A 22,774-nucleotide genomic window follows, 5' to 3' on the forward strand; every position below is an offset into this window, starting at 1 on the left:
GCCATGGCCATCAGCGCGCCGGTGTTGCCGCCCGAAATCGCGACCGCAGCCTCGCCATCCTTGACCGACTGGATCGCCGCCCACATCGAGGAATTGCCCCGCCCCTTGCGCAGGGCCTGGCTGGGCTTGTCTTCCATGGCGATGACGGTATCGCTGTGACGGATTTCCGACACCGCGCGCAATTCGGGAAATTCCTTAAGCAACGGCTCCAGCACGTCCTGCTGCCCATGGAAAATGAAACGGGCGTCGGGCCGCTCGCGCAACAGGAGTTTCGCGCCATGCAGCGGTGCGCGTGGAGCGTTGTCTCCGCCCATCGCATCAACGGAGATCGTTATCGTTTTAGTCATTGCGTGCCTTGTTGCCTGCCCGTCGAAAGAGCGCCGGCGTCTCCAGTCCGGCCCTCACATAGTCAATGAACCCCGCCGCGCGAGCGTGTCAACACACGCCCCGGGCTTCGTTCAGTCCTTTTTCAGTGCCTTGAGCGCGGCAAATGGCGACAGCTCGGCCGGATCGTCGCCAAGGGTTTCTGGAACCTCGGCTCCGGGTTTGCGCGGATAGAGATCGATAGCCAGAGCAAAAATCTCCAGCACCAGGTCTGCGAGGTCGATATCCTCGCCCTCGAAATAATCCGGCAGGTCGTCGTCTTCGAGATTGACGAAAATCTCCGCGCCAGCAGTTGCCTCGCTGGCCGCGTCCTGTCCCGGAAGGAAAATCCGGTCGATGGGTTCGTCGATCTGCTGCGTCACCGGATCGCCCGTCACCACGCAGGGTTGCACGATCGTTCCGCTGACTCTGCCCTGGGCCCGAATGCCGCCGCGAAATCGCGTGGCAGTCAGGTGCGCCGAAAAATCCAGCACTTCGCTCACCTTCAGGCGCTCGGCGATCAGGTCGCGTTGAGCGGCGTCGGTTTCGATCCTCACCTCCCGGCCAGCGGCGGGAATCTTGTCCACCCGGACGAGCGCGTCGAGATCGAGCGCTTCTTGCCTCGGTTTCATTTCGGGTCTCCAAACGTCACTCTGCCCTGCATGATTGCGGCCACCTCTTGGGTCCGCAGCAGGCTGTCACTGCGCAGTATATAATCGGCAAATACGTCAAGGGCAGCATGAGGTTGCCCTTCATGAAAATTGCGGGATATGAAATCCGCAAGCTCGGCCCTGTCATCCTCATCGAGGATCGCCGAGAGGCTGGACAGCATGCCGTAAAAAAGACCGCCCATCTTTTCGATCCGCTTGCCGATGGAGAGGTCCCCTACCCCCATCTCCCGCAGCGATCGGTCCATATCCTTGAAAAAGCAATCAAAGACATTCTGGGCGAATTCCTTGGTTTCCCGTTCGCTGGACCGCAGCCTGCGAAACACCAAGGCCGCGTGCAGCGAAATCATGTCGAAGCGCCCGGTCAGCGTGTCAGGCACGCCCCATTCGGCATAGAATATCTCGCGCCGGGATTGCGCCACAATGGCGTTATAGACGGCGTAAACCGGCTCGGTCAGCTTGGGTTTGCGGAATAAGGACAGGATCATTTCATCGATTCACTGTGCGAGTTGGGGCGACCGAATACAAATGGAAATGGATTGGCCGCTTGCCAGAGTCGTGCCATGACGGCTAAACAACACCCAATTCCCTGGCGCATTGTCGCGAGGCTATAGTCGAGAGAGCTGAGGAAAGTCAATTCCATGAGCCTGCGTTTCGCCCTTGTCCGCCTGTCCCCCGTTGCCGCTGCCATCGCCGTCGGTCTCACATTGTCGGCCTGTTCGGGAACGGGCCTCGTCGCCCAGCGCACCCAGGGATACGTACTGCCTGCGGATGCCATTGCCCAGGTCCGCCCGGGATCCAGTCAGGATTTCGTCCGCATCGTCCTTGGCTCGCCCCAGACCACCAGCACCTTTGGCGGTGAAACCGCGTGGTACTATGTGGAGACCAAAGTGAACCAGACCGCGTTCGGGCTCACCATGGTCCAGGAGCGCACCGTTCTCGCGGTTTATTTTGGTGCCGATCGCCGGGTCACGGATCGCGCGCTCTATTCGCTTGAAGATGGCCGTGTGTTTGCCATCGAACAGCGCCGCACCGGTTCGTACGGCGAAGACCGCAGTTTCGTGGAATCGCTGCTGGCCTCAATCTGAGGCCAGCGCCGCCTTCTTGCTGCGCAATCCGCGCCCGCGCAGGTCGCTCCAGGCCAGCAGCAGGATCGCCGCGACCGCAATCGGCATGGCCAAAAGGTTGATGGCTTCCCAGCCCAGCAGGTTGAGCAACACCCCTGCCCCGATCGAGGCCACGGCGTTGACGCCGAACACCATCTGTTCGTTGAGGGCCTGCACCCGTGCGCCCTCTTCGGGCCTGTAGGCCTGGCTGAGCATTACCGTCGAGCCGATAAAGCCGAAATTCCATCCAACGCCCAAAAGGACGAGCGACGCTTCGAAATGCAGCGTCGTGGTTCCCGACAGCGCGGTTCCGGCAGCGGCAATGATCAGCAGAAGGCCGATGGCGATGGTCAGATGCGGCCCGATCCGGCCAACGATGGCGCCCGTCACAAAGCTGGGCGCGAACATCGCAACGATATGCCACTGGATCGCATTGGCCGCATCGGCGGGGGCATGGCCGCACAAATGCACCATGGCCAGCGGCGCCGCCACCATCACGAATGTCATCAGGGCAAAACTGGCCATGCCTGTCAGGATCGGCACGAAAATGTCGGGCGTGGAGATCAGTTCGGCAAACGGACGCCCCTGCTCGGACCGGGACCGTTTTGGTTCACCGCCCGGCAGGCGTGTGAAGCTCAGCATCAGCATCGCAACGAGACTCAAGCCCACCAGCCCGAGGAACGAGCCGGTATAGGGCGCTCCGGGCACCGCTTCGGCGGTCATCGCCGCCAGTCTGGGACCGAGAAACCCGGCCAGAACCCCGCCAAACATCACCCAGGAGATGGCCCGTGCCTTGCCCTTGTCCGGCGCGCTGTCGGCTGCGGCAAACCGGTATTGCTGCCCGAACGCCCCGGCCGCGCCGATCAGCAGCATCGCCGCCGAAAAGAGAATGAAATTGTGGATATATAGCCCGAGCGCAGCGATAAGGCCGCCGGTGCCTGCAATGCCCGCGCCCAGCACAAAGCCCCGTGTCCGGCCCAGCCTGTGCAGGATCAGAGCGGCAGGCCCCGCCATCAGCGCCACCCCGATGATCATCGCCGTGGTCGGAACCGTTGCGAAGGCGGGGTCAACCGCCATCGAAACGCCCGCCAGCGCCCCGACTGCCATCACCATGCCCTGGGATGATCCCGCGACGGCCTGCGCGCCGGACAAGAGGAAAATATTACGCATATTGGCCATCAGAAACACCCCAATATCCGCGAAGATGATGGATCGGGACCTGCGGCGCACCCGATCCCCAAATCAGAGCGGCTTGTCCTCACCATAGCCCTCGGAGAACTTTCGCGCCACGGCATCGAGGACGCCATTGACCATGCCGGGCACCTCGTCCTCGTAGAACGCGTTCGCCACGTCCACATATTCGCGGATGATCACCCGGAAGGGGATGTCGCGCCGCTCGGTCAATTCATAGACCCCCGCCCGCAGCAGGGCCCGCAGGGTCGCATCGATACGGGTCATCGGCCAGCCGCGCTGAAGGGCGGCATTGATGATTGGATCGAGCTTGAGCTGGCTGAGGACAACACCGCGCACGATATGGCGGAAATAGTCGGCGTCAGCCGGCAGATACTGATCGCCTTCGAGTTCGCGGCCCAGCCGGAAACTCTCGAACTGGCTGAGGGTTTCTTCCAGCGTCTGCTCGCCCACATCCATCTGATAGAGCGCCTGAACGGCGGCAAGCCGCGCCGAACCGCGCTGATTGGCCTGTCTTTGCCCCTTGTCAACGGCCATGGATCAGTCCTCCATCAGCCGGTCGCGGGGAGCGGCTGTCGTCACGCTCTCGCGCGGCGCAAACGCAACAATATAGACCCCCGCCATGAGGCAATGCTGGCCTGCGGCCAAGCCGGGCGCAATCGCAAAAGTATCGCCAGAACTGGCCATTATTTGATCCTGTAGAATTTTAAAATGTGTCGCGTTCCCGAACGAATATCATTTTTTCCGGCAACGCTCCATGAACCGCGCCGCATAGCGCGTCATCAGATCGACTTCAAGGCCGCTCGCACCAGCAAACACCTCGCCGCCGACTTCACGAACTGATTCAACTCAGTCGTTTTTAGAAACGAAAACAGCAGGTTATCCGAATATCGTCGAGAACGTATTCATCCGTCGTCCGCATCCTCGGGGTCATCTCTGCCCCCTCGCCTATGCCGTGTCGTCACCGTCCATGATGGTCAGAAACGACTGGAAATCATCGGCGCTGGAAAAATTCTTATACACCGAGGCGAAACGCACAAAGGCCACGTCGTCGAGTCCCTTGAGCCCTTCCATTACGTATTCCCCAATCTGGTCGGAGGTCACCTCGACTTCCCCCAGACTTTCGAGTTGGCGCACCACGCCCGAGATCATGCGTTCGGCCGCCTCGGGATCGACCTGGCGCTTGCGCAGGGCCGTGTGCACCGAACGCGCCAGTTTCTCGCGGTCGAAGGGGACCTTGCGGCCAGACTTCTTGACCACGGTGAGATCGCGCAGCTGCACTCGCTCGAATGTGGTGAACCGCCCGCCGCAGCCGTTACAGACGCGGCGGCGGCGGATGGCGTTGGAATCCTCGGTTGGCCGGGAATCCTTCACCTGCGTATCGTCATTCCCGCAATAGGGACAGCGCATGGCTTTATCCGTAAATCGGGAAGGCTGCGGTCAGCTCCAGGACGCGTTCCTTGACCTGGGCTTCGACAGCTCCGTTGTTGTCCTCGCCATTGGCGGCCAGACCGTCGATGACCTCGACCATCATCTCGCCGACCTGGCGGAACTCTTCAGTGCCGAACCCGCGCGAGGTCGCCGCAGGCGTCCCGACGCGAATGCCCGACGTGATGGCAGGCTTTTCCGGATCGAACGGCACAGCGTTCTTGTTGCAGGTGATGAAGGCCCGCTCCAGCGCTGCCTCGGTTGCCTTTCCGGTCACCTTCTTGGGCCGCAGATCGACCAGCATCAGGTGATTGTCGGTTCCGCCGGTGGCAATTTCCAGCCCACCCTTGACCAGAGTGTCGGCCAGAACGCGCGCATTGTCGATGACCTGCGTGGCGTAGGCCTTGAATTCCGGGGTCAGCGCTTCCCCGAAAGCCACCGCCTTGGCGGCGATCACGTGCATCAGGGGCCCACCCTGGATGCCGGGGAAGATGGCCGAATTGACCTTCTTGGCGATCGCTTCGTCGCTGGTCAGGATCAGTCCGCCGCGCGGTCCGCGCAGGGTCTTGTGGGTCGTGGTCGTCGCCACATGGGCGTGCGGGAACGGGCTGGGATAAACGCCCGCCGCCACCAGTCCGGCCACGTGCGCCATATCGACGAACAGGATGGCGCCCACTTCATCCGCAATCTTGCGGAATTCGGCCCAATCCAGAACGCGCGAATAGGCGGAAAACCCGGCCACGATCATCTTGGGGCGATGTTCCTGCGCCAGCTGGCGCACCTGATCCATGTCGATCAGCCCATCCTGCTGGCGCACGCCGTATTGCACCGCGTTGAACCATTTTCCGGACTGGTTGGGCTTGGCGCCATGGGTAAGGTGTCCGCCCGAATCGAGGCTCATGCCCAAAATGGTATCACCCGGCTGGAGCAGAGCCTGATAGACGCCCTGATTGGCCTGCGAACCGGAGTTGGGCTGCACGTTGGCGAACTCGCACCCGAACAGTTCCTTGGCGCGATTGATGGCCAGTTCCTCGACGATGTCGACGAACTGACAGCCGCCATAATAGCGCCGGCCCGGATAGCCTTCCGCGTACTTGTTGGTCATCACCGAGCCCTGGGCTTCGAGGACCGCGCTGGAGACGATGTTCTCCGATGCGATCAACTCGATTTCCTGCTGCTGCCGACCCAGTTCGTCGGCGATCGCCTTGGCAATCACCGGATCATGATCGGCAATGGTGCGGGTGAAGAAATCTGGGAAAAGCGGGGCTGTACCGGTGGCGCTCATGGCGTACCCTCGACCTCTTAAAGATCGCGTTCGTTGGAAAAAGTGGCCCACTTTTTCGCTGCGAAAACGCGACAAAACCAAAAATGACGGGCCGCCGCCCCTTTCGTGAAAGGGCCGTTGCATCCCGACTGCGGAATAATAAGCAAGCGCGCTCCGCATAGCACGGGGCCACCGGCGATTCCAAGCAAAGATCGGGACCGATTGTCGCCTCAGCGCTTTTGCGCCGCATCCATCGCCAGTCGGCGCCGCAATTTAGCCAGCGCCAGCGATTTCATCTGCAGTTCTGTGGCGCTGGCCGGGGCGATCGCCACGACTTCAACGCCGCTTTCGACGTCGATGGCCGCCACGCGCACCTGCGGGCCCGCATGGCGGAACTCGAACAGCACTTCCCGGTCCGGATTGCTCATGCCTGCCCCCTCATCGCCGGTTCATCCAACGACGGCCCGCCCAAGCCTGCCTCTAAGCGCGAATCTCGGGAAATTCCGTCCTGCCCTGGGCGTCGAATTCGTAAACGTCGTCGCGGAAACTCACCACGCCGCTGCGGTTCGCCCAGGCGGTGAAATAGGTCATGAAAATCGGGACCGGATTGGACACGTTGACGTCCAGCCGCTCGCCGGAAGCAAAGGCGGTATTGACGTCGATGATGTCATAGCCGGTATCGCGCAGGATCCAGGAGACGAATTCCGCGACGTCGGAGACGCGCACACAGCCCGAGGAATGGAACCGCGCGTTTTCCGAGAACAGCCCCTGCTCCGGCGTATCATGGAGGTACACCGCGTGCATGTTGTGGAAGTTGATCTTGACGTTGCCCATGGAGTTCCGCGCCCCGGGGTCCTGGCGGAACGTGTAGTTCACCGCTTCCTCGGTCGACCAGTCGATGGCGCTCTGGGACACCTGATTGCCGCGTCCATCAAGGATACGGATCGAGTATTCGTCCAGATAGTTGGGGTTTTCGTTGACCAGCTTGATGATATCGCGGCGGATGATCGAAACCGGCACGGTCCAGTACGGGTTGAAATTGATCTGGTGGATGCGGCTACGCAGGATCGGCGTCTGCCGGTCGATGCGCCCCACGACGGCGGTGTGCCGGCGGGCCACTCGCGCGGTATCGACTGCTTCAATCGCGGCGGCAGGAATGTTGACGTTGACGTACCGGTCCGAAAGCTGCCCGGCCATGCCGCGCACCCGCTCCATGTTGACCCTGATCTGGTTCAACCGGGTCGAGGTCGGCACCTTCATCGCCCAATAGGTGTATTCGTCCACCTGCCCGTTGATCTGAAGGCCATGGCGCGCCTGAAACCCGCGCACGGCCGCATCGAGCTGCGCATCGAACCGGTCCGACATGCCCGCTTCCTGCGACAGGTCACCGGTATGCATCAGATAGCTGCGCAGATCGCGCACCGGACGCCGGTCGGAGCCAAGGCCAAGCCGGAAAATCGACTCCGGCACATCCGGCCAGCCGCCGATCGAGGTCAGCCGCTCATAATATTCCGCCACGCGCTGCAGATTGTATTCGGTGTCGATGGACACAATCGGATCATCGCCGCCGATAGCGTCCATTGCCTGGCGCGAATTGGTTTCCAGCTCTTCCTGGGTTACCGCGCGGCGTCCGCCCATGAGGTTATCCAGCAAGGACTGGGCAATGGCCGGCATCGGAAATGCCGTCGATGCCAAAAGAGCCGCCCCAGAGCCGATAACAGTTCGCCGATTGAGTTTTCCGCCAGTATCGCGCATCGCGTCAGTCACCTATCGAATATCGAAGTCGCGGGAAGTCCAGAATGTCCTATTGCCCAGTTCCGGCCCCTTCGCAATGGGATTCACCAGACTTTGAGCGAATCCCGGAATGCCGGTGCCGATTGGCCGAACAAAGGCCTCTCCTGCCCAATTCCGGCTAGAAAGAATTTGCGGCTCAAATAAGAAACGCCGACCTTGTGGCCGGCGTTTGACTGACTGATGTGGCGGCAATGCCACAGCAACGGGTGTTCAGAGCTTGTAGAGAATCTGGTCGACCCAGAAACGCTCCAGCCGCGACAGCGCGGTGTTGAGCCCCGAAAATTCCGATTCGCCCAGTCCGCCGACGTGCTCGATGGAATTGAGGTGACGCTCATAGAGATCGTCGATCACTTCCGCCACTTCCTCGCCCTTGGGGGTCAGGCGAATGCGCACCGAACGGCGATCAGTCTTGGAACGTTCCTGGAAGATGTATCCGGTCTCGACCAGCTTCTTGAGGTTGTATGAGACATTGGAGCCCAGATAGTAACCCCGCGTCCGCAGCTCGCCTGCGGTCAGTTCACTATCGCCGATATTGAACATCAGCAGTGCCTGCACAGGGTTGATATCGTCCCAACCCATGCGGTCGAATTCGTCCTTGATCAGATCGAGCAGCCTGCGGTGCAGACGCTCGACGCGGGAGACGGCTTCAAGATAGAGCGGCTTCAGACTCTGACGGGGGGCATCTGCCTTCACGGCGGAAACGTTGTTAGCCATTGGTACTGCCTCACTGTAAATATCTGCGCGATTTTTCGCGTCTGTGAGGACAACCTACCCCCCGGCTCTCAAGATCGGTTTAAGAGACAGGCTTAATGTTATCTTACGGGAAAACTTGAGCTTTTTAGGTTTTTTCTTTCTTACGCCCGTAGCGAAATCTGTAACCTTTATAGATCGTTACCGACCGGCGAAACCTCTAAAACGGCTGCAATAACCGCGACTTGTCCGCCAGTCCCGCCAGCCGGAAACCGAAGGTCGAAGACCGTTCACGCAGGGAGATGGCCTCAGTCGGCAATCTGGCGATGGGCCAAAATCCGGGCGAGCGCGAACAGGCCAAAAGTTGCCAGCATCACCCCAAGTTTGAAGATAAAACCCCACAAAGTGAGGCTAACCCAGGTGCTGCCCGCCAGATAGAACGCCAGTTCCACGACCAGCGATCCGGCCAGGATGAAGCCACCCCATGTCGCGTGCATCCATAATCCGACCGCCGCGAACAGCCGCATGACGCTCAGCGCCGCGAGCAGCACGAACCCCATTGCGCCCATGGCAAGCACAGGGCTTGCCGCCCCGCTGCCCAGCCCCAGCAGGCGCGCCGCGTCCGACAGCCCGATGAACAGGCTCAGCAGCGCAAGAAGTCGGGCCAAAAGCCCAGCCGGTTCGAGTCTGAAATCCATGCAGGTTCCCCAAGTCTGCCAATTGCTATCCCGATTTGGCTTGGCCGGACAAGGCCGCGTTCCCTTTTGTCCCGCGTTGATCCGCCCCTTTGCGCCCATGCGATCGCCCTGCTATGGACGAAGCAAACCAGTGAAATGGATGACGAGATGCAGTTGGAAAAGCACGATATGGAGTTTCTCGGCGGTCGCAGGCTGCGTCGGCCGCGCATGGCGGACTGGAGCCGTAATCTCGTTCGCGAGAATACGGTCACGCCCGCCGATCTTATCTGGCCGATCTTTGTCGTCGAAGGCCAGAACGAGCGCCAGCCCATCGGCACCATGCCCGGCGTCGAGCGGCTGTCTATCGATCTGGCCGTAGAGGCCGCCAGAGCCGCCCGCGCCGAAGGCATCCCGGCGATGGCGTTGTTTCCTTATACCGATCCGTCCAAGCGCACCGAAGAGGGGCTTGAGGCGATCAACCGGGACAACCTGATCTGCCGCGCGCTTTCGGCAATCAAGGATGCCGTGCCTGAAATCGGCCTCGTCGCCGACGTCGCCCTCGATCCCTATACCAGCCACGGCCATGATGGCGTGATGGAAGGGGACGAAATCCTCAATGACGAGACCGTCGCCATTTTGGTCAAGCAGGCGCTGGTTCAGGCTCGCTCCGGCGCCGATGTGATCGCTCCGTCCGACATGATGGATGGTCGCATTGCCGCTATTCGTGCAGCGCTCGATGCCGAGGGGCTCGAAAGGACCATCCTGCTCTCTTATGCCGCCAAATACGCGTCGGCCTTTTACGGGCCGTTCCGCGAGGCCGTCGGCTCCGGTGCGCGCCTGCGCGGCTCCAAGCTCACCTATCAGATGGACCCGGCCAACGCCGAAGAAGCCATTCGCGAAGTCGAGCAGGATCTGGCCGAGGGTGCGGACTGGATCATGGTCAAGCCCGGCACGTTCTATCTCGACATCTGCCGCATGATCAAAGACCGCTTCGATACGCCTTTATTCGCCTACCAGATTTCCGGCGAATACGCGATGATCTCCATTGCCGCCGAGGCCGGAGCCATCGATCGCGATGCGGCGATGGTTGAAAGCCTCATGGCGTTCAAGCGCGCGGGCTGTTCGGGCATCCTCACCTATTTCGCCCTCGACATGGCCCGCAAGCTCAACGCCTGATCGCGTTTCTGCTGCCAGTTTCTGCTTTCCGCCTCTTGCGCTCCTGCCCCCGGCACCACATCTGTTGGGGGCAGACCGAGGAGTATGGGACCATGGCAACGGATTTCTTTGGCCGGATCATCCGCGACGACCTTCCCGATCCGGCATCCGCGCCGGAGCTGTTCGAGGGCATCCTGACCCGGCGCGCCATCGCTTTTCTGATCGATTGCGTCATCATGGGCGTCATCGTCACCGTGGTCACGGTGGTCGCGGCCATTCTGGGGCTGCTCACCTTTGGCCTGGCCTGGCTATCCATCCCCATCATCGTCCCCCTCACCTTCGTCGGCTATTACGCCGTCACACTGGGCTCCTCGTCGCGCGCCACCCTGGGGATGCGAGCCACCGATATCGTGCTCACGCCCACCCGGGACACCACGCTTGATGGCTGGATGGCGATGATCCATGTCCTCGTGTTCTGGATTTCCTGCTCCATCCTCACGCCCTTCATCGTTCTGATCGGCCTGTTCACCAACAGGCGCCAGCTTCTGCACGACATGATCGTTGGAACGCTCATGGTCCGCCGCTCGCCGATGGAGAGGCACTGGCGTCAGTATTCGGGCGTCGGCAGCGCCTCGTATTAAAGCCTGCCCTCAAAAGCCCTGTGCTTTGCCACAAGGCGCGTTGCGCGCCATGGTGAGGAAGACTACACTCGCAGTACCGTAAACCCTCCGGCGGCCGAGCGAGCACCGTCCATGGACCATACCCCGGAAAACGCCCAGTTTTTTCTGACCGCACCGTCGCCCTGCCCCTATTTGCCGGGCCAGCAGGAGCGCAAGCTGTTCACCCATCTGTCGGGGCGGCGCGCCGCCGCGCTGCACCAGCTTTTGTCGGACCACGGCTTCCGCCGTTCGCAAAACCTCATTTACCGCCCGGCGTGTCTCGATTGTGACGCCTGCCAGTCGGTCCGCGTCCGCACCGCCGATTTCAGCCCCGCGGCCCGGCATCGCCGCACGCTCAAGCGTAACGCCGATGTCGCGGGCGAGATCGTTGCGCCCATCGTCTCCACCGAGCAATACGCGCTGTTCAAGCGCTATCTCGAGTCGCGGCACGATGGGGGCGGCATGACCCAGATGAGCTATCTCGATTATGAATTCATGGTCGAGGATACGCCCGTCGAATCGATGCTCATCGAGTATCGCCTCACCGCTGATGGCCCGGACGGTCCAGCGGGACAGCTTATTGCCGTCGCCCTCACCGATCCGCTGCCCGATGGGCTGTCGATGGTTTACAGCTTCTTTGATCCGCAGATGGCGCGCCGGGGACTCGGCACTATGATGATTCTCGACCATATCGCCCGCGTGCGCCCCACCGAGGGCTATATTTACCTCGGCTATTGGGTCGAAGCCTCGCCCAAGATGGCCTACAAGGCCGCCTTCCAGCCACTCGAAGTGCAGCGCGGCTCACATGGCTGGGTCGATCTCGCCCCGACAACCGGCACGGAAGCCGATTTGTGAGGTCTTTGGGCGCGATAGTGAGCGCAGTGGCGGCTGCGGGCCATTTGCTCGCCTGCATCGTGCTGACTGGCATGGCCATCATGGGGGTGTTCGGGTTCCTCTTCCCGGCGCTCGACCTGTTCAATCATGTCCAGCCGGTGTTGTTTTTCGGCCTCATCGCTCTGCTGGTCACCGCGCCGCTGTTCGTGCGACGCCAGATGGTGCGATCGCTGGCCCTGGCCGTGGCCGCCACCGGGCTTGTCGCGTCGAGCGCCATCTATGTCCCGGAATTTGTGGCCGGGCTTATGCCACGCGAGACCCCGCCGGATGCGGCCCGCATTTACACGCTGATGACCTTCAACGTGTTTGGCCGCAACGAGGAGCCCGAATCCATCGTCGCCAATGTGGCCGCGGAAAATCCCGATATCCTCGCCCTGCAGGAATACAGCCCCTATGTGCGGAACGTCATTCATCCGCTTTTGACTGAACTCTACCCGCATTTTCAATATTGCGCCGGCGGCCAGCGCGCCTTCGTCGGGCTCTATTCAAAACTGCCGTTCGAGCCGCTCGATGTCGACGCCTGTTCGTCCTCGATCATCAATACCGATCGCACGGCGCGGATCATGGTGCGTTTCGAGACGGAAACCGGCCCGGATTTCTCCCTCGCCACCACCCATAATGACTGGCCCGCCCCGATCACCCGGCAGGTCGAGCAGTTCGCCACGCTCCGCGATTCCCTGGCCAGCGTCGCGCCGCCGGTGATCCTCGTGGGCGATTTCAATTCGACGCCCTGGTCCTACGCGCTGCGCAATTTCGTTACCGAGGCCGGGCTTGTGCGCCACACCCACAACCTGCCGACGTTCCCAACGCTCTGGTATTATCTGGGCGGCTGGCGCTCGACCATGCCCCTTCTGCCCATCGATCACGTGATGACCCGCGGCGCAATCGCCATCCACTCACTGGTCACAGGCGAGCCCAGCGGCAGCGATCATCTTCCCATCATCGTGCGGTTTTCGGTCAGCGAATAGCGGAACGGACTCCGGGCGGCTCACAAGAAGCCATCCCGCAGCCTGCGCTACCCCTTGAACCGGTTATTGCGCGGGAACCCGGTCGGCGGCTGGCGTCCGGCCTGGGCCCGATCCCCGATCCAGTCGCGCAATTCGTCCATGGACTTGGTGAACGTCCGGTTCGACGAATCCGTCCAGGTCAGCCCGTCAGCGGCCATGAACATGCGCGCATCGGACACGCCGCCATCCTTATACCGCTGCAAGCGTACACCCTTGCCGCGCGTCATTTCGGGAAGCTGATCGGCGGGGAACACCAGCATGCGCCGGTTCTGCCCGATCACCGCCACCATGTCGCCCTCGGCGGGCACGCATAGCCGCGCTTCCTGACCGCCGGACACATTGAGCACCTGCTTGCCCTTGCGGGTATTGGCGATCATGTCGTCTTCAGCAACCTTGAAGCCGTTGCCCGCATCGGACACGATCAGCCGCTTGGCCCCGGGGCGATAGACGAACAGGTCCACGATGTCCTGCCCTTCCTCGATATCGACCATGATGCGCACCGGCTCGCCATGTCCGCGCCCACCCGGCAGCTTGTCCGCGCCCAGCGTATAGACCCTGCCCCCAGTCGTGAGCATCAGCAGCTTGTCGGTGGTCTCGCAGGTAAAGCCCAGCATGAGCCGGTCATCGCTTTTGAAGTTCTGGGCAGCGATATCGTTGTTGTGGCCCTTCAGCGCCCGTATCCAGCCCTTTTCCGACAGCACCACGGTGATCGGCTCGCGCTCGATCATCGCCGTTTCGATATCGGCGAGGTCGGTGTCCGGTGCCTGGGCAAACGTGGTCCTCCGCTTGCCCAGCTCCGTATCGGGACCATAGGTCTTGCGAAGCTCACTAATTTCGGTGGCGATCACGCCCCATTGCTTTTTTTCCGAGCCGAGCAACGCCTCGATATGCGTCTTTTCCTCGCTCAGCTTGTCGAATTCGGTGCGAATTTCGATTTCTTCGAGCCGACGCAGGCTACGCAGGCGCATATTGAGGATCGCGTCGGCCTGCACCTCGGTGAGGTCCCAGCGCGCCATCATCACGGCCTTGGCGTCATCCTCCTCGCGGATGATGCGGATCACCTCATCGAGATTGAGATAGGCAATCAGATAGCCGCCGAGCACCTCAAGCCGGTGTTCGATCTGGTCGAGGCGGAACTGCGAGCGCCGGATCAGCACCTCCTTGCGGTGGTGCAGCCAGGCCTTGAGCACTTCGGCCAGGTCCATGACGCGCGGCGTCAGCCCCATGTCGAGCACGTTCATGTTCAGCGAGAACCGGCTTTCCAGCTCGGTCAGCTTGAACATCGATTCCATCAGCAGCACCGGATCGACCGTGCGCACGCGGGGTTCGAGCACCAGTCGAATATCTTCGGCGCTTTCGTCGCGCACGTCCTTGAGCAGCGGCAGCCGCCGGGCCAGCAGCAGTTCGGCGATCTTTTCGACCAGCCGTGACTTCTGCACGCCGTAAGGAATTTCCGTGATGACGATCTGATAGGTGCCGCGCCCGCTGTCCTCGGTCTCCCATTTGGCGCGAATGCGAAACCCGCCGCGCCCGGTCGTATAGGCCTGTTCGGTTGCGGCAGGGTCATCCACAAGCACGCCGCCGGTCGGGAAATCCGGCCCCGGCACGAAGCGGATCAGGTCCTTGGCCGTCGCTTCGGGGTTGGCCAAAAGGTGCAGTGAAGCGTCACATAGTTCCGCCACGTTATGCGGCGGGATATTGGTGGCCATCCCCACGGCGATACCGCTCGACCCATTGGCCAGCAGGTTGGGGAAGTTGGACGGCAGCACGATCGGCTCTTCGTCTTCCCCGTCATAGGTCTGGCGGAAATCGACGGCGTTTTCGGTGATGCCTTCGAGCAGCCGCGACGCGATTTCCGTCATCCGGCTTTCGGTGTAGCGCATCGCCGCTGCGCTATCCCCATCGACGGAGCCAAAATTGCCTTGCCCGTCCACCAGCGGGTAGCGCACGGCAAAATCCTGCGCGAGGCGGACCAGCGCGTCATAGACGGATTGATCGCCGTGCGGGTGGAACTTACCGATGACGTCGCCGACGATACGCGCTGATTTCTTGTAGCCCTGCCCCGGATCGAGCTTCAATAGCCGCATGGCGTGCAGGATCCGCCGGTGCACCGGCTTGAGCCCGTCCCGCGCATCGGGCAGCGCGCGCTGGGTGATAGTCGAGATCGCATAGGAAAGGTAGCGCTCTTCCAGCGCTGTCCTCAGATCGACAATGCGCTCATCGCCACCGGGCGGGTCCATAGTATCGGCCATGAGGCTCCTTGGTGCTTGTACTCCGAATCACGCGGATTATAGGCGATCGGACAGCGTCCGTCCGGCATAAGGCAAGCCGCCTTTCCCCAGCGGAAAGGCGGCCCCGATGTTCAGTCGTCGGAGAGGGTATAGCTTTCCAGTTCACAGATATCGATTTCCATGACGTCGAGTTCGGCGCCTTCCGCCGTCTCGAAGCGGAAATCATAGAGGCAAGCGTCCGCCCCATTGCCGATAAAGACCGTTCCTTCGTAACCGGATTCGAGAATGCCGATGTCTTCAAGGAGGTCGTCGCCCCAGGTCTCGTCGTCGCTGGGCGAAGCGTAAAAATAGGTGAGCGTATGGCTCGAAGCATTGATCAGCGTAAATCCAACGTCCTGCGCAAAAGCGGGAAGGCTCACCATCCCGACTGCCAGTGAAATTGCAAATGCCAATGGGTATTTCATATTGAACCTCGTTCAGCCGCACCATACGGCTGTGCGGCGCATCTAATCGTTGACCCAAAAATTGGCTAGCAAAAAATGCTGGTTTCTCAGGAATCTACGCGGGATTTTGAAGATGCTGAATCAGCCAGTCGCGGGTCGAGGGGGGCTCCATCCTGCGGGCCGCCCAGACGTGGCGATCCAGAAAATGGCCGGTCAGGCGAAACGCCGCTCCGATATCGCCCGCGCCACAGGATACATCGGCGCCCAGAAACGCCGGCAGGGCCAGCAGCCGGTCGCCGTAGGGCCCCGCCTCCGTCGCGCAGACGGCGCGCCCGCTGCGCGGCGAGACGTGGGTCAGGTTCTCGTGGCTCCCCGTCACCGCGCAAGTGTCCAGATCGAGGCCAAACCCAAGTTCTTCGAGCAGGAACATCTCGAACCGGGCGAGGTCCATGCCCAGTTCCTCTTGCCCCCGCTCCCGATCGATGAGATCGAACACCGCGGCCAGCAGGTCGTCATGGGGGTCGCGCTCGGGCAAGAGCCGCAAATGATCGCCCAGCAACTGGATCAGATAGAGCTTTTGCCGATCAGCCAGCATGGCTGCCGCCCGCAAATGCGTGGCTTCGACGGAAAAATGTCCCAGATGGTCTTCGAGCCTGGCCCGCCAGACGAGGTGCACGGAATTTCCCGGTTGCAGGAAAGCCGCCTGTTTGGGTGACCGGCCGCCGCGCACCAGTCCCTGCCACCGTCCTCGCCCCGGCACCATGGTTTCGAGGATCAGCGCGGATTCCCCGTGGCGTTTCACTCCGATGATCAGGCCTTCAGCGGACCATTCCATTTCGGTCGCACTCGATTATTTCGTCCAGTCGAGCCCCATCTCGCGATAGCGCTCGGGGTCGTCTGCCCATTTGGCGCGCACCTTGACGAACAGGAACAGGTGCACCTCGGTTTCAAACATATCCATCAGTTCGCGCCGCGCTTCCGCACCGATCGCCCTGATCGTCTGTCCCTTGGCTCCGAGCACGATCATCTTGTGGCTGTCACGGGTGACATAGATCACCTGCTCTATGCGATAGCTGCCGTCCTTCTGCACCGTGAACCCTTCGGTTTCCACGGTCGCCTGATAGGGGATTTCCTCGTGGATGCGCAGGAACAGCTTTTCCCGCGTCACTTCCGCGGCCGTCAGCGCCAGCGTCAGATCGGTAAGGTGCTCTTCTGGGAAGTGCCATTCGCCCAGCGGCACCTGCTCCCGGCACCAATCGGTAAAGGCTGCCACCCCATGCCCGCGCAGAGCCGAAATCATGAAGGTCGCCTCAAAGCGCCCCTTCTCGTTGAGCGCCTGCGCCAGGGCGAGCAGCGATTCGTGCTTCACCTTGTCGATCTTGTTGATGACCAGCACCTTGGGCTGGCGGATGTTCTGCAATCCGTCCAGCAGCGCTTCGATTTCGCTGTTAAGCCCCTTTTGCGCATCGACGATCAGCGCCACCATGTCGCCGTCGCCAGCACCGGTCCAGGCCGATTGCACCATGGCCCGGTCCAGCCGGCGTTTTGGCGTAAAAATGCCGGGGGTGTCGATAAAGACCAGTTGGGTCTCATCGGTGGTCACCACGCCGCGCACCTGGGTGCGCGTAGTCTGCGCCTTGTGGGTGACGATCGATACCTTGGTGCCGACCAGCGCGTTCAGCAGGGTCGATTTGCCCGCATTGGGCGCGCCGACCAGCGCGACGAAACCGCATTTGGTCGGTTTGGTTTGCTCTTGGGTCGTCATGTCTCGCTCTTCCATACGCCCTCGCGCAAAAGGAATCGTTCGGCGGCCTGATGTTCCGCCAGTCGTTTCGATGGCCCCGATGCGGTGATCGCGTCATAGCCGAGCACCGACACCGAGATGGTGAAGACCGGAGCATGGTCGGGACCGGACCGGGCGATCTCCACATAGGTGGGCGGTTCCAGCGCCTGGGCCTGCGCCCATTCCTGCAACGTGGTCTTGGAATCCGCGCGCCGCGCCTGCGCCACGTCGAGATTGTCCCCGAACATGCGCGACACAAACGTATAGGCCGGGTCCAGTCCGCCATCGGCATAGATCGCGCCGATCACCGCCTCGCAAACGTCACCAAGGATGGCATCCTTGTTTGCGCCACCGGTCCGCGCTTCGCTTTCGCCCAGCCGGACAAATGATCCGATGCCCAGCTTGCGAGCCACCTTGGCGCAGGTTTCCTTGCGCACGAGGCTGTTGAGGGTCCGCGACAGCTCCCCTTCATTGGCCGTAGGCAAGCGCTCGCTCAGCATATGGGCGACGACCAGCCCCAACACCCTATCGCCCAGGAACTCGAACCGCTGGTAGGATTCCGCCGTCCGCCGTGACGGGGCAATCGCGCTCGAATGGGTCAGGGCGCGCTGCAACAGCGCTGGATCCCTGAACACATAACCCAGCCTCGCCTCCAGGGTTTCCCTGTCGCGTGCTCTCAGGCTCATTCGTAAACCGAGGTGAACATCCGGTCAAACCGGACGTTGCCCGGCCAGCGCCAGATCTGCCAGGGCGGGATGTTGTCGGTGATCGAGAAGAAGCGCCATTCCGCCTTGCCCACGAAATTCTCGAACGGCACATAGCCCACCGAGCTCAGTGAACGGCTGTCGAGCGAGCGGTCGCGGTTGTCGCCCATCATGAAATAGTGCCCCGGCGGCACGGTATAAACGCCGGTATTGTCGAACTGGGCGGTGTCGGAAATTTCCTGCGTCGTATAGCTCACGCCGCTGGGCAGGGTTTCGCGATACAGCAAGACCGGCAGTTCCACGCCGGTGCTGTCGCGGTCGATCTTGGTTCCGATCTGCTCGCGCACCACCGGCTCTTCGTTGATGTGCAGCACGCCCTCGATCATCTGGATACGATCGCCGGGCAGTCCGATCACGCGCTTGACGTAATTCTCGCTCTGCGGCACCGGCCGGAACACGGCCACATCCCCACGCTGCGGCGCGTTGCCTAGCACCCGCCCATGCCAGGGCACTTCGCTATAGGGCAGCGAATAGCGCGAATATCCATACGTGTATTTGGACGCCAGGATATAGTCGCCAATCATCAGATTGGACTGCATTGAAGCAGTCGGGATCGAGAATGGCTCAAAGGCGAAGGTCCGAAAGACAAGGGCGATCAGCAGCGCCTGAACGATGACGACGACCGTCTCGCGCAACTCGCCCTTGCCGGTTTTCTTTTTTGCGGCGTCCGACATGGGGGTGCTCATGAAAGGGGAACTCGTGGATTTGTTACGGGAGCGGTACGGCCGGGTCAACCGGCAGCGCCTCGATAATGACAAAGGCCTGGGCCATACCGTTGTCGTCGGTAATCGTCAGGTGAATATGGGCCTCATGGCCTTTGGGCACAAGGCTGGCAAGCCTTTGCGCGGCCCCGCCGGTCAGTTTCATGGTCGGCTTGCCGCTGGGCAGGTTCACCACCCCCATGTCGCGCCAGAACACCCCGTGCGACAGCCCGGTTCCCAGCGCCTTGGCACAGGCTTCCTTGGCCGCGAAGCGCTTGGCGTACGACGCGGCGCGCAACCGCCGTCCATCGGATTTGCGGCGCTCGATCTCGGTAAAGCACCGATGCGTGAACCGCTCGCCGAACCGCTCCAGCGTCCGCTCGACATGCGCGATTTCACACAGATCGTTGCCCAGCCCGATAATCACTGCAAACCTCGGCTTCCCGGCTTTACTGCGGGCAGTGCGGCCAGTTCAGCTGGCAGAGCGTCAGGCGCATAGGCAGGTACCTTGTACCCGGTCAGCGACACCAGCGGCACGCCCACATCGGCCTCACCATCCGAGCGATCGACGATACAGGCAGCGGCGATCACGTCGGCACCCAGCTTGTTCATGCAATCGATGCACTCGCGGATCGACAGGCCGGTGGAGACGATATCTTCGACCACAATCACCTTTTCACCCGGCGCGACCTCAAAACTGCGCCGCAGCTCGAACACGCCATCGACGCGCTCGGTATAGATGGCGGGCACACCCAGATGCCGTGCGGTTTCATAGCCGGGGATCACCCCGCCCATGGCCGGAGACACCACCTGCGACACATCCCCAAAACCTTCAGCCCTGATCTTTTCCGCCAGCGCCCGGCACAGGATTTCCGCCTTGTCGGGATGCATGAACACCCGCGCCTTTTGCAAAAACACCGGCGAGCGCAGCCCCGAGGACAGGATGAAATGCCCTTCAAGCAAAGCACCGCAATCGCGGAAAATTTCGAGGACTTCGTCTTGGGTCATGCCGGCTGGGTCTCTTTGTGTTCGTGGGTGGTGGCATCGAGCGCGCCGTCGATGCCCGAAACGGCTCTGGCCTGGGCCAGCGTGGCGCGCTGGACCCGCGACAGGCCCGGACTGCGTTTGAGCGTTGCGAGCACATCTGTCAACTGGGTCAGATCGCGCACTTCCAGCTCGAACAGCAATTCATGGGAATCGGCGGCAAGCGCCCGCATGACCAGGTTGGAAATATTGGCGTCACACGCCGCAATGGCGCTGGTGATCTGGGCGAGCGAGCCGGGGCGGTTCTGCGAATACATCGAAATGACGACCCGGAACAGCTCTTCGGTCCGGCCCTGCATATCCCAGCGCACGTCGATCCAGCCCACATCCTCATCGTGGAAATCCACCAGCGCATCCGATTCCATCGGATAGACTTCCATCACCCCGCTCTGGTGGAAAATGCCGATGATGCGGTCACCGGGCACCACCCCCTCGGGTGAAACCGTCACCGGCATGTTGAAGTCGAAGCCGACCATGGCGGCGAATTTCTTGATGGACGCCCGCTGTCCGCCCGGCATGCGGAATTTGAAGAATTGCGCATTGCGCAGCGAGAACCACCCTTCGGCGTCGTTAGCGACCGGCAGGCTCAGGCGGCCCTTGCGCCGGGGCTTGCCCTTGAGCGCCGTCATCTGCTCGGCCAGTTCCTCGGCGGTGATCGTCCCCTCGCCTATGGCCGCCAGCATGGCGTTGCGGTCCTCCATCTCCAGCCGTTCGGCCAGCAGATCGAGTTCGTCCTCGTTCATATCCAGCGCCTCGCGCTCGATCACCGCCATCATCACCTGCTCACCGAGCGTAACGGCGCGCTGGAGCGCTCCCTGCCGCACCGCACGGCGGATGGCCGAGCGCGCCTTGCCGGTCACGGCGATGTTTTCCCAATTGGGCGGCGGCGTATGTGTGGCGTCGCGGATGATCTCGACCTCGTCACCCGAATGGAGCTGGGTGATCAGCGGCATCACCGTTCCGTTGATCTTGCAGCCCACGCAGGTGTCGCCGACATCGGTATGCACCGCATAGGCAAAATCGATCGGCGTTGCCCCGCGCGGCAGCGGAATGAGCCGTCCGCGCGGCGTAAAGCAGAACACCTGATCCTGGAACAGTTCGAGCTTGGTGTGCTCGACAAACTCTTCGGGATTGTCGCCTTCGGTCAGCCGCGCAATGGTTGTGCGCAGCCAGTTGTATGCCCGGCTTTCCTCCTCCAGCCGGTGCATGTCGCCGGAAATCGCTTCCTTGTACAATTGGTGCGCCGCGATCCCGAATTCGGCGATGGCGTGCATTTCCATGGTCCGGATTTGCAGTTCCACCCGTTGCCGCCCCGGTCCCACGATGGTCGTGTGGATCGAGCGGTAGTCATTATGCTTGGGGACCGAGATATAATCCTTGAACCGGCCCGGAACGACCTTCCAGCTGGTGTGGATCACCCCCAGCGTTCGGTAGCATTGGTCAACCGTATCGACGATCACCCGAAAGCCGATCATGTCTGAAAGCTGTTCGAGCGCGATCCCCTGGCGCTCGATCTTGGAATAGATCGACCACGCCGATTTCATCCTTGAAGACACCGCCGCCGTGATGCCCTGCTGCGCCAGATGCTCTTCCAGTTCGGTGCTGATTTCGGCGATGATCTCCCGGCTCGATGTCTGCATCTGCGCCAGACGGCTCATGATGGCGTTGTAGTGCTCGGGGTGCAGCGTCTTGAACGACAGGTCCTCAAGTTCGTTGCGCATGTCCTGCATACCCATGCGCCCGGCCAGCGGCGCATAGATATCCATGGTCTCCTGCGCGATGCGTCCGCGCTTGTGCACCGGCATGAAATCGAGCGTGCGCATGTTGTGCAGGCGGTCGGCCAGCTTGACCAGCAGCACCCGCACATCCTGCGAAATCGCCAGCAGCAGCTTGCGCAGGTTTTCCGCCTGCGCTTCCTCCCGCGAGACCAGATTGAGCCGGTCGATCTTGGTCAACCCATCGACAATCTGCCCGATCTCGGTGCCGAACATCTCGTCGATCTCGGCGCGGGTGGCGTCGGTATCCTCGATGGTATCGTGGAGCAGCGCGACGGCGATGGTCGCGTCATCGAGCTTGAGTTCGGTCAGGATCGCCGCCACCTCCAGCGGGTGGGCGAAATAGGGGTCTCCTGAGGCGCGCGTCTGGCTCCCATGCTTTTGCATGGCATAGACATAGGCCTTGTTGAGCAAGGCTTCGTCGGCGTTGGGGTTATAGGCCAACACACGCTCGACGAGTTCGTACTGGCGCATCATGCGCCGGGGCGCTCCAGACACCGGACCTCTTCCTGGAGCAAATCCCTGATCTGATTGGGATCAGATCAGGCGCTCCAACTCCTTGCTTGTCGCGCTTCCGAAGCGGAAAACCGGCTCCACCCCCGATCGGCGTCGGGGGCATGCTTTTCCTGGAAGCGCTCGAAAACTACAAAGGCGCCCGGCTTGCTGCCAGACGCCTTTGAAAACTATACCGGGAAAGGCTTGCGCCGATCAATCGTCGCGGCGCTCGGGGGGAGCCAGGGATTCGATGCCGCGCAGCAGCTCTTCTTCGCTGATGGTATCGAACACCGGACCGTCCTCGTCCGAGGAGGTTTCGATGCGCGGAGCCGCTTCGTTCTCGGGCTCGTCCACTTCCACATATTTCTGCAAGGAGTGGATCAGGTCTTCCTTGAGGTCGTCCGGGGAAATCGTGCCGTCGCCGATTTCGCGCAGGGCGACCACCGGGTTCTTGTCGTTGTCGCGGTCCACGGTGATCGCGCCGCCAGCGGAAATCATGCGGGCGCGATGCGCCGCCATGAGAACCAGCTCGAAGCGGTTCGGGATCTTTTCAATGCAATCTTCTACGGTGACGCGTGCCACTGCCGGTCTCCATTGCTTTCAGAGCGTTTCCTGCACCAGCGAAAATTTCCGCTCATGCGA

General features: G+C 61.5%; 26 protein-coding genes and 1 pseudogene. 5 read left to right on the top strand and 22 right to left on the bottom strand.

The annotated features are described in order from the left end of the window. The 3 genes and pseudogenes from VNS12_RS04735 to VNS12_RS04745 form a co-directional block, all read right to left on the bottom strand. A pseudogene (locus tag VNS12_RS04735) lies at window positions 1–347 on the bottom strand (phosphate acyltransferase PlsX); the annotation flags it as partial. A 111-nt stretch (window positions 348–458) separates the two neighbouring features. Beyond that, a complete protein-coding gene (locus VNS12_RS04740; RefSeq protein ID WP_325486693.1) occupies window positions 459–995 on the bottom strand; it encodes a YceD family protein in 537 nt (178 codons plus the stop codon). Beyond that, window positions 992–1,519, bottom strand: a complete 528-nt coding sequence (locus tag VNS12_RS04745) for a ubiquinol-cytochrome C chaperone family protein (RefSeq protein WP_325486694.1) — start codon at window positions 1,517–1,519, stop codon at window positions 992–994. Before VNS12_RS04745 ends, VNS12_RS04740 begins: the two co-directional genes overlap by 4 nt. A 153-nt stretch (window positions 1,520–1,672) precedes the next feature. Between VNS12_RS04745 and VNS12_RS04750 the strand changes: the two genes are divergently transcribed. After that, window positions 1,673–2,119 (top strand): outer membrane protein assembly factor BamE, encoded by a 447-nt coding sequence (locus tag VNS12_RS04750; RefSeq protein ID WP_325486695.1) that lies wholly within the window; start codon window positions 1,673–1,675, stop codon window positions 2,117–2,119. Here VNS12_RS04750 and VNS12_RS04755 read toward each other — a convergent pair. From VNS12_RS04755 to VNS12_RS04795, 9 genes are all read right to left on the bottom strand, one after another. Beyond that, window positions 2,111–3,316: an MFS transporter gene (locus tag VNS12_RS04755; RefSeq protein ID WP_325486696.1), complete on the bottom strand. Its 1,206-nt coding sequence runs from the start codon at window positions 3,314–3,316 to the stop codon at window positions 2,111–2,113. The two genes, VNS12_RS04750 and VNS12_RS04755, sit on opposite strands and share 9 nt — an antisense overlap. 63 nt (window positions 3,317–3,379) lie before the next feature. After that, window positions 3,380–3,865 carry a transcription antitermination factor NusB gene (gene nusB / locus VNS12_RS04760; RefSeq protein ID WP_325486697.1) on the bottom strand — a complete coding sequence of 162 codons (486 nt, stop codon included), beginning with the start codon at window positions 3,863–3,865 and terminating at the stop codon, window positions 3,380–3,382. Window positions 3,866–3,868: 3 nt separating this feature from the next. Then, window positions 3,869–4,015 carry a hypothetical protein gene (locus tag VNS12_RS04765; protein WP_325486698.1) on the bottom strand — a complete coding sequence of 49 codons (147 nt, stop codon included), beginning with the start codon at window positions 4,013–4,015 and terminating at the stop codon, window positions 3,869–3,871. Window positions 4,016–4,276: 261 nt separating this feature from the next. Continuing rightward, window positions 4,277–4,738, bottom strand: a complete 462-nt coding sequence (gene nrdR / locus VNS12_RS04770) for a transcriptional regulator NrdR (protein WP_325486699.1) — start codon at window positions 4,736–4,738, stop codon at window positions 4,277–4,279. A 4-nt stretch (window positions 4,739–4,742) separates the two neighbouring features. After that, window positions 4,743–6,041: a serine hydroxymethyltransferase gene (glyA, locus tag VNS12_RS04775; RefSeq protein ID WP_325486700.1), complete on the bottom strand. Its 1,299-nt coding sequence runs from the start codon at window positions 6,039–6,041 to the stop codon at window positions 4,743–4,745. Window positions 6,042–6,250: 209 nt separating this feature from the next. Further along, the gene (locus VNS12_RS04780; RefSeq protein ID WP_325486701.1) at window positions 6,251–6,448 is read right to left on the bottom strand and encodes a DUF6898 family protein; all 198 of its coding nucleotides are present in this window, start codon (window positions 6,446–6,448) and stop codon (window positions 6,251–6,253) included. 52 nt (window positions 6,449–6,500) lie between these two features. Beyond that, complete coding sequence (locus tag VNS12_RS04785; RefSeq protein ID WP_325486702.1) at window positions 6,501–7,694, bottom strand: L,D-transpeptidase family protein; 1,194 nt, start codon at window positions 7,692–7,694, stop codon at window positions 6,501–6,503. A 330-nt stretch (window positions 7,695–8,024) separates the two neighbouring features. Continuing rightward, the gene (gene ldtR / locus VNS12_RS04790) at window positions 8,025–8,528 is read right to left on the bottom strand and encodes a transcriptional regulator LdtR (RefSeq protein ID WP_325486703.1); all 504 of its coding nucleotides are present in this window, start codon (window positions 8,526–8,528) and stop codon (window positions 8,025–8,027) included. A 284-nt stretch (window positions 8,529–8,812) separates the two neighbouring features. Next, window positions 8,813–9,202 (bottom strand): DUF6163 family protein, encoded by a 390-nt coding sequence (locus tag VNS12_RS04795; RefSeq protein WP_325486704.1) that lies wholly within the window; start codon window positions 9,200–9,202, stop codon window positions 8,813–8,815. A 147-nt stretch (window positions 9,203–9,349) separates the two neighbouring features. On the opposite strand from VNS12_RS04795, the gene hemB reads away from it, so the two are divergent. The 4 genes from hemB to VNS12_RS04815 all read left to right on the top strand — a co-directional run bounded on the left by hemB (window position 9,350) and on the right by VNS12_RS04815 (window position 12,857). Then, a complete protein-coding gene (hemB, locus tag VNS12_RS04800) occupies window positions 9,350–10,357 on the top strand; it encodes a porphobilinogen synthase (RefSeq protein WP_325486705.1) in 1,008 nt (335 codons plus the stop codon). A 92-nt stretch (window positions 10,358–10,449) separates the two neighbouring features. Further along, on the top strand, window positions 10,450–10,977 hold the full coding sequence (locus tag VNS12_RS04805) for an RDD family protein (RefSeq protein WP_325486706.1): 528 nt from the start codon (window positions 10,450–10,452) through the stop codon (window positions 10,975–10,977). 111 nt (window positions 10,978–11,088) lie between these two features. Next, on the top strand, window positions 11,089–11,850 hold the full coding sequence (locus VNS12_RS04810) for an arginyltransferase (RefSeq protein WP_325486707.1): 762 nt from the start codon (window positions 11,089–11,091) through the stop codon (window positions 11,848–11,850). Between the two features lie 17 nt (window positions 11,851–11,867). Further along, the gene (locus VNS12_RS04815) at window positions 11,868–12,857 is read left to right on the top strand and encodes an endonuclease/exonuclease/phosphatase family protein (RefSeq protein ID WP_325486708.1); all 990 of its coding nucleotides are present in this window, start codon (window positions 11,868–11,870) and stop codon (window positions 12,855–12,857) included. 47 nt (window positions 12,858–12,904) lie between these two features. Here the strand turns inward: VNS12_RS04815 and parC are convergent, their stop codons facing one another. From parC to rpoZ, 10 genes are all read right to left on the bottom strand, one after another. Then, window positions 12,905–15,148 carry a DNA topoisomerase IV subunit A gene (parC, locus tag VNS12_RS04820; RefSeq protein WP_325486709.1) on the bottom strand — a complete coding sequence of 748 codons (2,244 nt, stop codon included), beginning with the start codon at window positions 15,146–15,148 and terminating at the stop codon, window positions 12,905–12,907. Window positions 15,149–15,258: 110 nt separating this feature from the next. Beyond that, window positions 15,259–15,591 carry a hypothetical protein gene (locus VNS12_RS04825; RefSeq protein ID WP_325486710.1) on the bottom strand — a complete coding sequence of 111 codons (333 nt, stop codon included), beginning with the start codon at window positions 15,589–15,591 and terminating at the stop codon, window positions 15,259–15,261. A 94-nt stretch (window positions 15,592–15,685) separates the two neighbouring features. Next, window positions 15,686–16,405, bottom strand: a complete 720-nt coding sequence (gene recO, locus VNS12_RS04830) for a DNA repair protein RecO (protein ID WP_325486711.1) — start codon at window positions 16,403–16,405, stop codon at window positions 15,686–15,688. Window positions 16,406–16,420: 15 nt separating this feature from the next. Next, window positions 16,421–17,335: a GTPase Era gene (era, locus tag VNS12_RS04835; RefSeq protein WP_325486712.1), complete on the bottom strand. Its 915-nt coding sequence runs from the start codon at window positions 17,333–17,335 to the stop codon at window positions 16,421–16,423. After that, complete coding sequence (gene rnc, locus VNS12_RS04840; protein ID WP_325486713.1) at window positions 17,332–18,039, bottom strand: ribonuclease III; 708 nt, start codon at window positions 18,037–18,039, stop codon at window positions 17,332–17,334. Before rnc ends, era begins: the two co-directional genes overlap by 4 nt. Further along, complete coding sequence (gene lepB / locus VNS12_RS04845; protein WP_325486714.1) at window positions 18,036–18,791, bottom strand: signal peptidase I; 756 nt, start codon at window positions 18,789–18,791, stop codon at window positions 18,036–18,038. The genes rnc and lepB overlap by 4 nt, the downstream gene beginning before the upstream one ends. A 34-nt stretch (window positions 18,792–18,825) precedes the next feature. Further along, window positions 18,826–19,245 carry a holo-ACP synthase gene (gene acpS / locus VNS12_RS04850; protein WP_325486715.1) on the bottom strand — a complete coding sequence of 140 codons (420 nt, stop codon included), beginning with the start codon at window positions 19,243–19,245 and terminating at the stop codon, window positions 18,826–18,828. Then, window positions 19,242–19,826 (bottom strand): orotate phosphoribosyltransferase, encoded by a 585-nt coding sequence (gene pyrE / locus VNS12_RS04855; RefSeq protein ID WP_325486716.1) that lies wholly within the window; start codon window positions 19,824–19,826, stop codon window positions 19,242–19,244. Before pyrE ends, acpS begins: the two co-directional genes overlap by 4 nt. Next, a complete protein-coding gene (locus VNS12_RS04860; RefSeq protein ID WP_325486769.1) occupies window positions 19,823–22,114 on the bottom strand; it encodes a RelA/SpoT family protein in 2,292 nt (763 codons plus the stop codon). Before VNS12_RS04860 ends, pyrE begins: the two co-directional genes overlap by 4 nt. Window positions 22,115–22,345: 231 nt before the next feature. Then, window positions 22,346–22,714, bottom strand: a complete 369-nt coding sequence (rpoZ, locus tag VNS12_RS04865; RefSeq protein ID WP_325486717.1) for a DNA-directed RNA polymerase subunit omega — start codon at window positions 22,712–22,714, stop codon at window positions 22,346–22,348. Between the last annotated feature and the right edge of the window lie 60 nt (window positions 22,715–22,774).

The sequence above is a fragment of the Pelagibacterium sp. genome (assembly GCF_035555455.1).
Taxonomy (GTDB): domain Bacteria; phylum Pseudomonadota; class Alphaproteobacteria; order Rhizobiales; family Devosiaceae; genus Pelagibacterium.

What these genes read in the sequence shown, in the direction of transcription:
- VNS12_RS04740 (WP_325486693.1), bottom strand. Translation starts at nt 995, where the DNA reads ATGAAACCGAGGCAAGAAGCGCTCGATCTCGACGCGCTCGTCCGGGTG.
- VNS12_RS04745 (WP_325486694.1), bottom strand. Translation starts at nt 1,519, where the DNA reads ATGATCCTGTCCTTATTCCGCAAACCCAAGCTGACCGAGCCGGTTTAC.
- VNS12_RS04750 (WP_325486695.1), top strand. Translation starts at nt 1,673, where the DNA reads ATGAGCCTGCGTTTCGCCCTTGTCCGCCTGTCCCCCGTTGCCGCTGCC.
- VNS12_RS04755 (WP_325486696.1), bottom strand. Translation starts at nt 3,316, where the DNA reads ATGGCCAATATGCGTAATATTTTCCTCTTGTCCGGCGCGCAGGCCGTC.
- nusB (WP_325486697.1), bottom strand. Translation starts at nt 3,865, where the DNA reads ATGGCCGTTGACAAGGGGCAAAGACAGGCCAATCAGCGCGGTTCGGCG.
- VNS12_RS04765 (WP_325486698.1), bottom strand. Translation starts at nt 4,015, where the DNA reads ATGGCCAGTTCTGGCGATACTTTTGCGATTGCGCCCGGCTTGGCCGCA.
- nrdR (WP_325486699.1), bottom strand. Translation starts at nt 4,738, where the DNA reads ATGCGCTGTCCCTATTGCGGGAATGACGATACGCAGGTGAAGGATTCC.
- glyA (WP_325486700.1), bottom strand. Translation starts at nt 6,041, where the DNA reads ATGAGCGCCACCGGTACAGCCCCGCTTTTCCCAGATTTCTTCACCCGC.
- VNS12_RS04780 (WP_325486701.1), bottom strand. Translation starts at nt 6,448, where the DNA reads ATGAGCAATCCGGACCGGGAAGTGCTGTTCGAGTTCCGCCATGCGGGC.
- VNS12_RS04785 (WP_325486702.1), bottom strand. Translation starts at nt 7,694, where the DNA reads ATGCCGGCCATTGCCCAGTCCTTGCTGGATAACCTCATGGGCGGACGC.
- ldtR (WP_325486703.1), bottom strand. Translation starts at nt 8,528, where the DNA reads ATGGCTAACAACGTTTCCGCCGTGAAGGCAGATGCCCCCCGTCAGAGT.
- VNS12_RS04795 (WP_325486704.1), bottom strand. Translation starts at nt 9,202, where the DNA reads ATGGATTTCAGACTCGAACCGGCTGGGCTTTTGGCCCGACTTCTTGCG.
- hemB (WP_325486705.1), top strand. Translation starts at nt 9,350, where the DNA reads ATGCAGTTGGAAAAGCACGATATGGAGTTTCTCGGCGGTCGCAGGCTG.
- VNS12_RS04805 (WP_325486706.1), top strand. Translation starts at nt 10,450, where the DNA reads ATGGCAACGGATTTCTTTGGCCGGATCATCCGCGACGACCTTCCCGAT.
- VNS12_RS04810 (WP_325486707.1), top strand. Translation starts at nt 11,089, where the DNA reads ATGGACCATACCCCGGAAAACGCCCAGTTTTTTCTGACCGCACCGTCG.
- parC (WP_325486709.1), bottom strand. Translation starts at nt 15,148, where the DNA reads ATGGCCGATACTATGGACCCGCCCGGTGGCGATGAGCGCATTGTCGAT.
- VNS12_RS04825 (WP_325486710.1), bottom strand. Translation starts at nt 15,591, where the DNA reads ATGAAATACCCATTGGCATTTGCAATTTCACTGGCAGTCGGGATGGTG.
- recO (WP_325486711.1), bottom strand. Translation starts at nt 16,405, where the DNA reads ATGGAATGGTCCGCTGAAGGCCTGATCATCGGAGTGAAACGCCACGGG.
- era (WP_325486712.1), bottom strand. Translation starts at nt 17,335, where the DNA reads ATGACGACCCAAGAGCAAACCAAACCGACCAAATGCGGTTTCGTCGCG.
- rnc (WP_325486713.1), bottom strand. Translation starts at nt 18,039, where the DNA reads ATGAGCCTGAGAGCACGCGACAGGGAAACCCTGGAGGCGAGGCTGGGT.
- lepB (WP_325486714.1), bottom strand. Translation starts at nt 18,791, where the DNA reads ATGTCGGACGCCGCAAAAAAGAAAACCGGCAAGGGCGAGTTGCGCGAG.
- pyrE (WP_325486716.1), bottom strand. Translation starts at nt 19,826, where the DNA reads ATGACCCAAGACGAAGTCCTCGAAATTTTCCGCGATTGCGGTGCTTTG.
- VNS12_RS04860 (WP_325486769.1), bottom strand. Translation starts at nt 22,114, where the DNA reads ATGATGCGCCAGTACGAACTCGTCGAGCGTGTGTTGGCCTATAACCCC.